The 12,561-nt window shown below is 71.7% G+C and carries 11 protein-coding genes; 5 read left to right on the top strand and 6 right to left on the bottom strand.

Annotated features, from left to right (window positions below):
- From ACIOJD_RS23735 to ACIOJD_RS23720, 4 genes are all read right to left on the bottom strand, one after another.
- Positions 1-192 (bottom strand): hypothetical protein, encoded by a 192-nt coding sequence (locus ACIOJD_RS23735; protein ID WP_401917019.1) that lies wholly within the window; start codon positions 190-192, stop codon positions 1-3.
- Between the two features lie 131 nt (positions 193-323).
- Complete coding sequence (locus ACIOJD_RS23730; protein WP_401917016.1) at positions 324-1,493, bottom strand: S1C family serine protease; 1,170 nt, start codon at positions 1,491-1,493, stop codon at positions 324-326.
- Between the two features lie 148 nt (positions 1,494-1,641).
- A complete protein-coding gene (locus tag ACIOJD_RS23725; protein ID WP_401917014.1) occupies positions 1,642-2,664 on the bottom strand; it encodes a LacI family DNA-binding transcriptional regulator in 1,023 nt (340 codons plus the stop codon).
- Positions 2,665-2,688: 24 nt separating this feature from the next.
- On the bottom strand, positions 2,689-3,546 hold the full coding sequence (locus ACIOJD_RS23720; RefSeq protein WP_401917011.1) for a winged helix-turn-helix domain-containing protein: 858 nt from the start codon (positions 3,544-3,546) through the stop codon (positions 2,689-2,691).
- Between the two features lie 236 nt (positions 3,547-3,782).
- On the opposite strand from ACIOJD_RS23720, the gene ACIOJD_RS23715 reads away from it, so the two are divergent.
- The 4 genes from ACIOJD_RS23715 to ACIOJD_RS23700 all read left to right on the top strand — a co-directional run bounded on the left by ACIOJD_RS23715 (position 3,783) and on the right by ACIOJD_RS23700 (position 7,524).
- On the top strand, positions 3,783-4,634 hold the full coding sequence (locus ACIOJD_RS23715; protein WP_401917008.1) for an alpha/beta hydrolase: 852 nt from the start codon (positions 3,783-3,785) through the stop codon (positions 4,632-4,634).
- 229 nt (positions 4,635-4,863) lie between these two features.
- On the top strand, positions 4,864-5,118 hold the full coding sequence (locus ACIOJD_RS23710) for a MoaD/ThiS family protein (protein ID WP_401917005.1): 255 nt from the start codon (positions 4,864-4,866) through the stop codon (positions 5,116-5,118).
- A gap of 22 nt (positions 5,119-5,140) precedes the next feature.
- Positions 5,141-6,502, top strand: a complete 1,362-nt coding sequence (locus ACIOJD_RS23705) for a hypothetical protein (protein WP_401917002.1) — start codon at positions 5,141-5,143, stop codon at positions 6,500-6,502.
- Positions 6,503-6,774: 272 nt separating this feature from the next.
- Complete coding sequence (locus ACIOJD_RS23700; protein WP_401917000.1) at positions 6,775-7,524, top strand: DUF2993 domain-containing protein; 750 nt, start codon at positions 6,775-6,777, stop codon at positions 7,522-7,524.
- Between the two features lie 27 nt (positions 7,525-7,551).
- Here the strand turns inward: ACIOJD_RS23700 and sigJ are convergent, their stop codons facing one another.
- On the bottom strand, positions 7,552-8,460 hold the full coding sequence (gene sigJ / locus ACIOJD_RS23695; protein WP_401916997.1) for an RNA polymerase sigma factor SigJ: 909 nt from the start codon (positions 8,458-8,460) through the stop codon (positions 7,552-7,554).
- A 103-nt stretch (positions 8,461-8,563) separates the two neighbouring features.
- On the opposite strand from sigJ, the gene ACIOJD_RS23690 reads away from it, so the two are divergent.
- Positions 8,564-8,926: a hypothetical protein gene (locus ACIOJD_RS23690; RefSeq protein ID WP_401916994.1), complete on the top strand. Its 363-nt coding sequence runs from the start codon at positions 8,564-8,566 to the stop codon at positions 8,924-8,926.
- An 89-nt stretch (positions 8,927-9,015) separates the two neighbouring features.
- Here the strand turns inward: ACIOJD_RS23690 and ACIOJD_RS23685 are convergent, their stop codons facing one another.
- On the bottom strand, positions 9,016-12,090 hold the full coding sequence (locus ACIOJD_RS23685) for a SpoIIE family protein phosphatase (protein WP_401916991.1): 3,075 nt from the start codon (positions 12,088-12,090) through the stop codon (positions 9,016-9,018).
- Between the last annotated feature and the right edge of the window lie 471 nt (positions 12,091-12,561).

The following is a 12,561-nucleotide window of genomic DNA, read 5'->3' as shown; positions in this document are numbered from 1 at the left end:
TCAGCCTCGCACGCCGGCGGAGCGGCGGCGTGCACCGCGCCTTCCTGCACCGGCCGGGCCCGGGGTGCTGCCGCCGCGCGCCCCGGCCGAGAAGTGCGCGGCGGCATGGAGGAGATCATGGACGAGGGCGAGCGGAAGGGCCAGATCGGCCGGACCGGCGGGCCGGATGACGTTGCTCTCGGTGCTGGCCATGGGTGCCTCCTCGGGGGTTCCCCGGTACCGCGGTATCGCTGATGTGCTCTTCGGTCAGGATCGGGCCCGAATCAGACCCGGATCGGGCCCGGATCAAGCCCGGATCGGGCCCGGACCGCGCCCGGATCAGGTCAGTTGTCGCCACCGGAGCGGAGGCTCGCCAGGTCCGCCTTGACCGTGTTGATCGGGATGGCGAAGCCCAGACCGACGCTTCCGGCACTGGAGTCACCGCCGGCGGACGACGAACTCGGCGCGTACATCGCAGAGTTGATGCCGATGATCTGGCCGCTCATATTGATCAGGGCGCCACCCGAGTTCCCCGGGTTGAGCGAGGCGTCGGTCTGGAGCGCCTTGTACGTGGTCTTCGAGGACCCGGTGTCCCCGTTGAACTGCTGCCCGCCGAACTCGAACGGCCAGTTGCCGCCGCCCTGCTGCTGTTGCTGTTGTTGTTGCTGCTGGCCCTCGTCCTTGGCCACCGTGACATCCCGGTTCAGCGCCGAGATGATGCCGCTGGTGACAGTGCCGGTCAGGCCCTCCGGGGAGCCGATCGCCACGACCTCGTCGCCGACCTTCACCTGGCTGGAGTCGCCGAGCGAGGCCGTCTTGAGGCCGCTCGCGCCTTCCAGCTTGATGAGCGCGAGGTCCTTGTCGGGGTCGGTGCCGACGACGTTCGCGGTGTACGACTTGCCATTGTCGAGCTGGACCTTCACCGACGAGGCGCCGGAGACGACATGGTTGTTGGTGACGATCTCGCCGTCGGACGTGATGATCACTCCGGAGCCCGTGGCCTGGCCGCCGGTGGATGTCGCGATGATCTCAACGATGGCCGGGGAGACCGCCTGGGCGACACCGGAGACCGTGCCCTTGCTGCTCTGCGAGACCGTCGTACCGCTGACGGCCGTGCCGCCGCCGTTCGCGCCGTTGTCGGCGTACTGCCCGACGAGAGTGGCCGTACCGCCGCCGATGACCGCCGCCGCGATCGCCACGGCCGCGAGCAGCGCGACCGGCCCCCTGGCCCGGCGTGCCTTCGTGGCGCCGCCGTGCGCGTGGTGGTTGGGCGGGACGGGAGGGACGGGAGGAACCGGAGGGCCGTACGCGGGCGGCGGCGGCCAGGATGCCGCGCCCTGGGCACCGCCGTGAACACCCTGAGCGCTATGAACACCCTGGGCGCCGTGAACACCCTGGGCCGGGGCCCCGTGGGGCTGAGAACCGTGAGACTGAGACCCGTGGGACGGGAACCCCTGGGTGGGGTGCTGCTCTTCGCTGCCATCGTCGCCGTTACGGCGGTCGTAGTCGGTCATGTAGATGACTGTCGGCGTCGGAGATGAGAACGGGCTGAGGACGCTCTGAGAAGCCCGACAGAACCGTGTATGCCCGATATAAAGCTGCCCCGAAGGGGAGCTCCAGCGGCTCTGGCCCTCTACGCCCTCTACGCCCTCTCCGCGTGCCCTACGCGCAGCCGCAGGACTTCCGTACGACCAGCGCCGACGGGAACTGCTTCACCCGCTCCCGGCGCGATCCCACCACCCGCAGCCCCTCGTCCAGCACCAGGTCCACCGCCGCCCGCGCCATCGCCGGCCGGTCCGAGGAGACCGTCGTCAGCGGCGGATCCGTGAGCCCGGCCTCCTTGACGTCGTCGAAGCCCGCCACGGCCAGCTCGCCGGGGACGTCGAGCCGCAGCTCGCGGGCCGCGCGCAGTACGCCGATCGCCTGGTCGTCGGTGGAGCAGAAGATCGCCGGGGGCCGGTCGGGGCCGGCCAGCAGCTCCAGCGCGACCTGGTAGGCGTCGTACCGGTTGTACGGGGCCTGGAAGAGGCGGCCTTCCAGCGACCGGCCCGCCTCCAGCATCGCCCGCCGCCAGCCCTCGACGTGGTCGGCCACGGGGTCGCCGACGGCCGGGGTGGACTCGACCCCGCCGAGGCAGGCCACGTACGGGTGGCCGTGCTCCAGCAGGTGCCGGGTGGCGAGCTGGGCGCCGCCGATGTCGTCCGTGACGACCGCGACATCGTCGATCGCCTCGGGCCGCTCGTGCAGCAGCACGACCCGGGCGTCCCAGGCCTCGATCTCGGCTGCGGCGCGCTCGCTCGGGCCCTGGCTGACCAGGATCAGCCCGGAGACCCGCATCCCGAGGAAGGCCCGCAGGTAGTGGACCTCGCGCTCGTCGCGGTAGTCGGAATTGCCGACGAGGACCATTTTCCCGCGCTCGGCCGCGGCCTGTTCGACCGCGTGCGCCATCTCCGCGAAGAAGGGCTGCCGGGCGTCGGGCACGACCATGCCTATGAGGTCGGTACGCCGCGAGGCCATCGCCTGGGCGACCCGGTCGGGGCGGTAGCCCAGCTCCTTGATCGCGGCGACCACCCGCTCGCGCGTGGCCGGGGCGACCGGCCGGGGTCCGTTGTTGATGACGTAGCTGACGACCGCGGTCGACGTACCCGCCAGTCGTGCCACATCGTCCCGCGTCACCTTGGCCACGCGCGGCAGTCTACGCGTGGTGACCTACCGCTTGGCAGGCCGTACCGCGGGTTCCTGCGCGGAGAGAGGCCCGGCGGTCGTCTCGTGGTCACCGGGCTGCCCGAGGGGCTCGGGCTCCTCGGCCTTCTCGTGCCGGGGCTCCTGCCGGGGCTCCTGCGCCAGGGAGTTGGCCGCGGCCTTCGCCCTGGCCTCCTCGGACCCGCGCTCGGCCTTCTCCGGGGCGACGAAGCGGTAGCCCACGTTCCGTACGGTCCCGATGAGCGACTCGTACTCGGGGCCGAGCTTGGCGCGCAGCCGCCGTACGTGCACGTCGACCGTCCGCGTACCGCCGAAGTAGTCGTACCCCCAGACCTCCTGGAGGAGCTGGGCCCGGGTGAAGACCCGGCCGGGGTGCTGTGCGAGGTACTTGAGCAGCTCGAACTCCTTGAAGGTCAGGTCGAGGACCCGTCCCTTCAGCTTCGCGCTGTACGTCGCCTCGTCCACCGACAGATCACCGTTGCGGATCTCCATCGGGGAGTCGTCGGTCGAGATCTGCTGGCGGCCCATCGCGAGCCGCAGCCGTGCCTCGACCTCGGCCGGCCCCGCGGTGTCGAGCAGTACGTCGTCGATGCCCCAGTCGGCGGTGACGGCGGCGAGGCCGCCCTCGGTCACGACGAGGATGAGCGGGCAGCCGGGTCCGGTGGACCGCAGCAGCTGGCAGAGCGACCGCACCTGCGGAAGGTCGCGCCGGCCGTCGACGAGAATGACATCGGCACCAGGAGTGTCGACGAGAGCGGGCCCCTCGGCGGGGGCGACCCGCACGTTGTGGAGCAGCAGTCCGAGGGCGGGCAGCACCTCCGTGGAGGGCTGAAGAGCATTGGTCAGAAGCAGCAGAGAACTCATCGCCGCTCACCTGCCTCGGTCGCCATTGCCTGGTTCGCCTTGGTCGGGCGGTTCGCCTGGGTCGGGCTGTAGTCGTACACGATTCGCTTGCCCATTACGTCGGTTCCTCCTCGGTCCCTGCGAGGACGTATGCGGCACTGCATGTGTCATGTCATCTGTCTGTAACAACGGACGGGAAACACAAAAGGACCCGGGGGCTACATTGCCCGGATCCTCTTCACAGCAGAATAACGCACATGCGCGCCATGTCAGAGGGGCAATCCCGCAGATCACTGGTTCCCTCGACCCCTCCGGGGGCCCTGCGAGGGACCCTCAGGACCACCGACGGCATCGGCATCGAGGCGGTGTACGAGCCATGTACGGAAGGTTTCGAGGGCGATTTCCCGAAGGACTGCGGGACCGCAATCGTGATTGCCCACGGATTCACCGGTTCGGCGGAGCGCCCGGCAGTGCGGCGGGCGGCGCGCGTATTCCAGCAGTATGCGGCGGTGGTCACATTTTCATTTCGGGGCCACGGCCGTTCGGGTGGGCGCTCCACCGTCGGCGACCGTGAGGTCCTTGACCTGGCCTCGGCCGTGGAGTGGGCTCGCGCGCTCGGGCACACCCGTGTCGTGACGGTGGGCTTCTCGATGGGCGGGTCCGTCGTCCTGCGCCATGCGGCGCTGCACAGGGGGCGCACCGAAGCGCGTACCGACGCGGTGGCCTCCGTGAGCGCGCCCGCGCGTTGGTACTACCGGGGTACGGCCCCGATGCGCCGCCTGCACTGGGTGGTGACCCGTCCCGCCGGACGGCTGGTCGGCCGGTACGGATTGCATACACGCATCCACGACCGGGACTGGGATCCGGTGCCGCTCTCGCCGGTCGAGTCGGTCCCGCTGATCGCGCCGACCCCGCTGCTCGTCGTGCACGGCGACCGTGACCCGTATTTCCCGCTGGACCATCCGCGCATGCTGGCGGAGGCGGCAGGGGCCGGCCGATCCGGCGGGTCCGCCGAACTGTGGCTGGAGCCGGGCATGGGGCACGCGGAGAACGCGGCGGACGACGCGCTGCTGGCCCGTATCGCGGGCTGGCTCATGCGGGTGGGGTGACGGAGCGCCGCCGTCGGTGTCCCGGTGCCGGTGTCCTGTAGCCGGTGTCCTGGTTGTCGGTGTCCCGACCTGTATGTGTCCCGAGCTGTCGGTGTCCCGAGCTGTACGTGTTCCGGCTGTCGGTGTCCCGGCTCTCTGTTCCCCGTGTCCCAGCCGCCGGTGTCCCGACGTCTGTTCCCGGCTGTCGGCGCCGTCGGCCATCATGGAGGCCGACGAAAGGAGTGCCGGTATGGCAGCGGGGACGATCCGCTACTGGGCTGCGGCCAAGGCCGCGGCGGGGATCGCGGAGGAGCCGTACACGGCGGAGAATCTGGCCGACGCGCTCGACGCCGCGCGCCTGAGGCACCCGGGCGAGCTGGCACGCGTACTCCGGAGATGTTCCTTCCTCGTCGACGGTGACCCCGTGGGGACCCGTGGCCATGAGACCGTACGGCTTGCCGAGGGCGGCACGGTCGAGGTGCTCCCGCCGTTCGCAGGAGGGTGAGCAGGAGGGTGAACCGCACAGCATGAGCAACGATCAGCAGTATCCGTACGGTCAGTACGGGGACCAGGGGCACGGCCGGGCACAGGGACAGATCCCGGGGCAGGACGGCCGGTACCCGGACTCCGGCGGCCAGGACTCCCAGGGCTCGCAGGGTTCCCAGGGCTGGGTCGAGCCCCAGCAGCAGGAACAGGGGCAGCAGGAGCAGGCCGTCGCGCAGACGTGGGAAGGCCAGACCTGGGACACCCAGTACCAGCCGCAGCTCCAGTGGCAGCAGGGCGCGCAGGGACAGCAGCCTCAGCAGGCGCCGTACGCCCCACCGGCTCCACCGACCCCATCGGCCTCGCAGACCCCGTACGCCCCACAGACGCCGTACGCCCAGCAGGGGCCGTACGCCCCGCAGGGACCGGCGCAGGCCTATCAGCCGCAGCAGGCCGCACCGGCTCCCTCGGCCGCCGACACCGCGTATCTGCCGCCGCAGGGCGGCTACTCGCTGCCGCAGGAGCCTCCGGCCGGGGCGGCTGCCGCTCCGGCCGCCGCTCAGCCGGCTCCCGCCCGGCCGGCTCCCGCCGCGGGACCGGGAGCGGACGCCGACGGGTACAGCGCGCCCACCACCATGGGCAGCACCCGGATGACCGCGGCCCAGCGCGCCCGCGCCGAGGGCCGGTCGCCGATCATCCCGCCGGGCATGCAGCCGGCGGGGCTCACCGCCCTGCTCGGCCTGCTGCTGGCCGGGGGCGCGGCCCTCGGCACATACGGACTGGTCGTCCCGCTCGTCCTGCTCCAGGCCGTCACGGCCGCGGGCTGGTTCCGGCTGAACGGCATGTGGCCGGCCCGGCAGGGCATCGCGCTCGCCTTCCTCGGCGGCGTCACCGCCGACATCGTGCTGCTCATCGTGGGCAGGGAGAGCGCCCCGGCCGCGATCATCGGGACGCTCGGTGTGTGGGTGCTGCTCACCGTCGTCCTGCAACTGCGCAGTCGCGCGGGCGCCGACGAGCGGATGGAGGGCCTGATGGCCACCGTCGCCTCGGCCGCGCTCACGATCCTCGCCACCGGTCATCTCGCGGCCGTACCGGACGCGGTGGTGGTCGGCGCGGTGGCCGTCGCCGCGGCGACGGTGGCCCGTGCGCTGCCGCTGCCGGGAACCGCCTCCGTCGTGGTCGCCCTGCTCGCGGCGGCGGGCGCCGGTGTCGCCGTCGGCGGGATGACGGACCTGGGCGCCGCGGGCGCGCTGCTGGGACTCGGCGCGGGGGTCTGCGCGCTGGTGGGACTGCGGGCGGCGAGCTACGACTATCCGTCGCGCTTCGTGCACATGACGGCCGGGGTCGCCCTGCCGCTCACTGCCGCCGCACCGGCCGTCTATCTGCTCGGACGCGCGCTGGCCTGACGGGGAGCCGGACGGGGGCCTACGGGTTGCCTGACGGAGAGCCGGGCAGGGCCTACAGGTTGCCTGACGGCGCGTCCGGCGAAGGCCTGGGCAAAGGCCCGGCCGAAGGCATGGTGAAGGCACGGATGGAGGTCTGACGAACCGCCAGGGAACCGCGGCCCCTCGCCGAACGTCGATCTTTCCGGCACCGGACGTGCCGAACGGCGTTACGCTCACGGTCGTCGGGGGGCCGGGGAACACACAGTGAATGACCAGGGTGGGGGCACCGAGCAATGCGTGCACTGCGAATACTGCTGATACTCGTCATCGTCTTCGGCGGGCTGTTCGTCGCCGCCGACCGGGGCGCCGTGTACTTCGCCGAGGGTCAGGTGGCCGACAGGATCAAGTCGAGTCAGGGGCTGACCTCCGACCCCAAGGTCTCCATCAAGGGCTTCCCGTTCCTGACCCAGGTCCTGGACTCCTCGCTGGAAGAGATCGACATCAGCCTCGACGGCGTCAGCGCCTCGGCGGACGGCCACGATGTCCAGGTGACCGAGGTCAAGGCCGAACTCAAGGACGTGAAGATCAACAGCAGCTTCTCGTCCGCGACCGCCGCGCGGGCCACCGGTTCGGCGCACATCTCGTACGCGAATCTGGCCAAGTCCGCGCCGCCCGGCTCGACCATCGCCTACGCGGGCCCCGAGCGGGCCGCCGAGGGACAGGTCAAGCTCTCGGGACCGCTGGCGGACGTGCTGGAGGGCGCGGGCGTCGATGTCCCGCAGCCGGTGAAGGCGCTGCTCGGCGACCGGGACGTCAGCTTGTACAGCACGGTGTCGATCGAGAACGGCAACACCGTGCGGCTGCGCGCCAAGACCCTTCCCACACTGCCGATTCCGGGCCTGACCGACCAGATCCGCGACGTGGTCGACTACGACCTCAAGCTCGACGGAATCCCGTCGAGCATCAAGCTCGACCAGGTCACGGCCACGCAGGACGGCCTCCGCTTCGCCGGCGCGGGCACGAACGTCTCGCTCGCGGGGTAGGCGGAGGCGGGGAGTGGGCCGGCCTAGCTAGGGCCTGACCGGCCCCCACGGCCGCAGCTTCTGCGGATTGCGGACCGCCCAGATGCGGGTGACGCGGCCGTCGGCGACATCGAACGAGGCTACGGTCATGACGGCGCCGGCCCGCCGGGCCACCAGGCCCGGCACACCGTTGACCGACCGCTCCAGGAGTTCGAGCCCCGGGGCCTTGTCGGCGATGGCGATCAAGTACTGGGCGATGCGCGCACCGCCTTCGATCGGGCGCAGGACGGTACCGACCAGGCCGCCGCCGTCGGCGGTCATCACGGCTGCCGGGTCGAGGAGTCCGACGAGGGCCGCGATGTCCTTGGTCTCCCATGCCTCTTTGACATGCCGCACCGTGTCGGCCCGCCCGGCCCCGGCCGCCGTCACCGGAGTCCGCGCGACGCGCACCCGCCGCCGGCCGGAGGCCGCGAGCTGCTTGCATGCCGCAGGGGTCCGGCCGAGGATGCCGGCGATCTCGGCGAAGGGGTACCGGAAGACGTCGTGCAGGACGAACGCCACCCGCTCGGCGGGTGTCATCGACTCCAGGACGACGAGGAAGGCCATGGTCACCGATTCGTCCAGGACCATCTGCTCGGCGGGGTCGGTGCCATGGCCGTGGTCCCACTCGGCGTGGTCGGGCAGCGGATCGGGCAACCACGCGCCGACATAGCGTTCACGCCGGGCCCGCGCCGAGCCGAGCACGTCCAGGCAGATGCGGCCGGTCACCGTCGTCAGCCAGGCACCGGGGGACACGATCTCGTCCCGCCGGCTTCGCGGCAGCGCGTACCAGCGCGCGTAGGCCTCCTGCACGGCGTCCTCGGACTCGGCCAGTGAACCGAGCAACCGGTAGGCGACATTGATCAGTTGGGGCCGCTCACCGGCTGTCTCACCGCTGCCCGCCCCAGCCGTGCCCATGCTCCCGACCGCCTCCTCGCCTTACCTTTCGCGGGCCCGCGTCGTCGGGCTGGTGAGACCTTATCGATCCACTGCCCCCCGGGGCGGAAAAGGGGACCGTGGCATGGCATCCCAGGCGACGGCACAGCACCGCTTCTCGTTTCTGCGGATCGCGATCGCCCTCCAGACCCTGACCATCTTCCTTCAAGCGGTCTCCGCCGGACTGCTGTTGACCTCGTCCTACGGAGAGATGCTGCACAGCGTCGGAGCCCGCGTGATGTACGGGGCGTCGATGCTGTATTTGCTCGCGGCGGTGCTGGCGTGGAAGCCGGGCGGCGGCTCGCCCCGGCCCGTCCGGCACGCGTCCGGCTTCCTTGTCCTCGCCTCGGTCCAGGTCGTGCTCGGCATCGCGCACATACCGTCGGTCCATCTCCCCCTGGGCGTCCTGATGTTCGCACTGAGCGTGCTGGCGCTGGCGCGGCGCTGAACTCCTGTACGGGACCTGGGCCGGCCGGTCCTCGCCGGGCCCGGAACGCCTGGCACCGCGCTGATCCGACAAGACCGACCGGACAGGACCTAGCCGAGCGGCTGCTCGGTCCAGATGACCTTGCCGGTGGGCGTGTAGCGCGTACCCCATCGTCTGGCGAGCTGGGCGACCAGGAAGAGGCCGCGTCCGCCCTCGTCCGTCGTACGCGCCCGGCGCATCCGCGGGGAGGTGCTGCTGCCGTCCGAGACCTCGCAGATCAGCGTGCGGTCACGGAGCAGCCGCAGGCCGATGGGGTCACCGCCGTAGCGGATCGCGTTGGTGACCAGCTCGCTGGCGATCAGCTCGGTGACAAAGGCCAGCTCGGGCAGGCCCCACCGGTCCAGGCACTCGGTGACCGCCGTACGTACGCGGGATACGGCCGCCGGGTCGGACGGCAGTTCCCAGTGCGCTGCCTGGTCGGCTCCCAGCGCGCGGGTACGGGCGACGAGCAGGGCGATGTCGTCGCAGGGGCGGTCGGGCAGCATGGCGCCGAGGACCGCCTGACAGGTCTCCTCGGGGGTCCGGCAGGTCTCCTCGGGGGTCCGGTCCCCGGACCGGGGCTGGGACCGGGGCGGGACTTCCGGCCCGTCGGGCGGGACGGTGAGAGTACGGCGCAGCAGGTCGAGCCCGACGTCGATGTCCCGGTCGCGCTGCTCCACAAGTCCGTCGGTGTAGAGCACCAGTTGGGTCCCCTCGGGCACCTCGACGTCTACGGCCTCGAAGGGCAGGCCGCCGCCCAGGCCCAGCATCTGGCCCCCGGGCAGGTCGAGGAATTCCACGGTGCCGTCCGGCTGGACGAGCGCGGGCGGCGGGTGGCCGGCCCGTGCGAAGGTGCACACCCGTGTCACCGGGTCGTACACCGTGTACAGGCAGGTGGCCCCCACGGTCCCGTCGCCCGTACCGCCCGGGTCCGCGTTCATGTCGAGCTGGGCCACCAGGTCGTCCAGCTGCGTGAGGACCTCGTCCACGGACAGGTCGAGGGCGGAGAAGTTGTGGATGGCCGTACGCAGGCGGCCCATGGCGGCCGCGGCGTGCACGCCGTGTCCGACGACATCGCCGACGGCGAGCGCGACCCGGGCACCGGAGAGCGGGATGACGTCGAACCAGTCGCCCCCGGCCCCGGAGTGGGCGGGCAGATAGCGGTAGGCGGCGTCGACGGCGTTCTGCGGCGGCAGGCTGTGCGGGAGCAGGCTGCGCTGGAGCGCCAGCGCCATGGTGTGTTCACGGGTGTAGAGGCGGGCGTTGTCGATGCAGGTGGCGGCTCGCCTCGCCAGTTCCCCTGCGAGCGAGAGGTCGTCGTCCTCGAAGGGCTCGGGACGTTCGGAACGGTAGAAGCCGACGACTCCGAGGATGGTCCCCCGCGCGACCAGCGGAACGGTGATCAGCGAATGAATGCCGTGACGCAGCACCTCCCCGCCGCGGGCGGGATCCTGTTCGAGCCAGCCGGATGCGGCGAGGACCGGTTCCAGCACCGCGTCGCCGGTGGCGAGGGAGCGTGCCTGCGGGGTCGAGGGGACGTAGTGCATGACGTCGCCGATGCCGAAGAGAGGCGAGTCCGGGCGGATGCCGCCGACGGCCACCCGGTGCAGGCCGTCCTCCGTACGGATCGGCTCGTCGCCCGAGAGCACGGCCTCCGGCAGGTCGACCGTGACGTAGTCCGCGAGTCCGCGGACGGCGACCTCGGTCAGTTCCTCGGCGGTCCTGGTCACGTCGAGCGTGGTACCGATGGCGACCCCGGCCTCGGCGAGCAGGCCCAGGCGCCGCCGCGCCAGCAGCGCGATGCTGCTCACTCCCGAGTCGCCGACCGCCAGCAGGCACTTGTCCATGGCGGCCGTCAGCTCCTCGGCCGTGGCGGCGGAGAAGCCGGCGGGTCCGGAGGCGGCGGGGGCCGCGGGGGCCGCGACGGGCAGGGCGGCGGGTACGGGAGTGAGCGCGGTGACGGGTGGGGTGACGGGCGTGGGCGGGGTGACGGGCGTGGGCGGGGTGACGGATTCGGGCACCGGCGCGGGCCGGGAGTGGGTGACGCCGCCGGGCAGGATGAGGGCGGTCGCCGTTGTACGGTCCGGGCCGCCGGCGCCGTCCGTACGGCCTCTGCCTGGGGTGTCTGTACGGAGGGTGTCCGCACGGGGGGCGTCTGTGCGGACGGGACCGCCGTCGGCCGTGTCGGTCGCCACGTGCCGCAGCGTCCCGCCCGGCAGAGCGACCTCGACGACCACGCCCGTACCGCTGCTCGTACTGCTCGTACTGCCCGTACGGTCCGGACTGCTCGTACGGTCCGGACCGGCCGGTGAAGCGTTGATCGCGTGGGCGAGGAGTACGGCCGTACCGCCTCCGGAGAGCCGTATCTCGGTGATGGCCGTACGCCCGGCGGAGATCAGCTCCGCCGCGCGTTCCTGAAGCGCGAGCCGGTCCCTCGGGCTCAGGCCGTCGCCGGCCCCGGTCGCCGGCCGAAGGGGGCCCGACCTGCCCCGGGAACCGAGAAACGTCCGGTACAGGGCGCGTTCCCGCGCCTGAGTACGGTCCAGCAGCGCCCGCTCGATCTCGCGCGCCGCCTCGCGTACGAGCGGGAGCATGGCCGGGTCGGCGTCGCGCTCGAAGCAGGTGAGGTCGAGCGCGCCCAGCACCTGGCCGCTCAGCGGGTCCCTGATGGGGGCCGCCGCGCAGGCCAGGAGCCGCATGGCGTCGGCGAAGTGCTCGCGGCCGTGGACGAAGGCGGGCTTTCGCTCGGCGAGTGCCGTACCCATGCCGTTCGTACCGGTGAACTCCTCGGCGAAGCCGAAGCCGGGGGCGAGCCGCAGCCGGTCGAGCGAACTGTTCAGGGACGGCTCCCCGACCCGGCGGTCCAGCACCCGCGCGCTCTCGTCGCACAGCACCGCGCTCGCGCGGATCCCGGAGATGGTGGAGCCGAGTTCGTCGAGAATCGGCCGGGCGAGCTGTACGAGAGGACCGGAGAAGTCCAGATCGTCGTGGTAGAGCACCTCGACGTGGTCGGCCGCGATGCCGAGCATGCGGCAGCGCTGCCAGGACGCCAGAATCGGGCCGCGCACCCGCTCGCCGACCTGTTCACCCCCGAGGAACTCGTCGTGCGCGGAACCGACGGCCATGACGTCGTTCCAGTCAGCCACCCGGATCACTTCCCCGGCCCGCCTCGTCGGTCACACCCGCCTGGTCGGTCGTAGCCTCGTTCAGACAGGGCTCATGCCGCTCCAGGTCTCAGCGTACTCGCGGCCCTGCGCGAGGGACCTGCTCGCGGGCCACTCGCGGGCCCTGCTCGGGGAGGCCGCCCGGACCGGTCACGGCCGCAGGAGAGCGGGGCCGGTCGGCGGGAGCGCGAGATCGGCCGGATGATGAGACGCTGATGTCCGCTCCGCAGATGCATTCGGGGCGAGCGCGCCCGCCCCGAATGCCGAAACCGTACGAACCAAACATCCGTCTCACTCAACGGACGATCGCGTCTCACCATGCGACACGCCGGTGACATGGCCGCCAGGACGTCCCTACGATCGAGGTATGAAGCGTCAGGCGGACCTCACGAAGCGGCGGGCAGTAGACCTGTGCCGCGTCGCCGCCATGCTCTGTCGCACTTTCTGAGCGGG

Origin of the sequence: Streptomyces sp. NPDC088116, from assembly GCF_044741745.1 — a bacterium.
Classification (GTDB): domain Bacteria; phylum Actinomycetota; class Actinomycetes; order Streptomycetales; family Streptomycetaceae; genus Streptomyces.
Note: the sequence above shows the minus strand (reverse complement) of the source record. Positions and strands in the feature narration are given on the sequence as shown.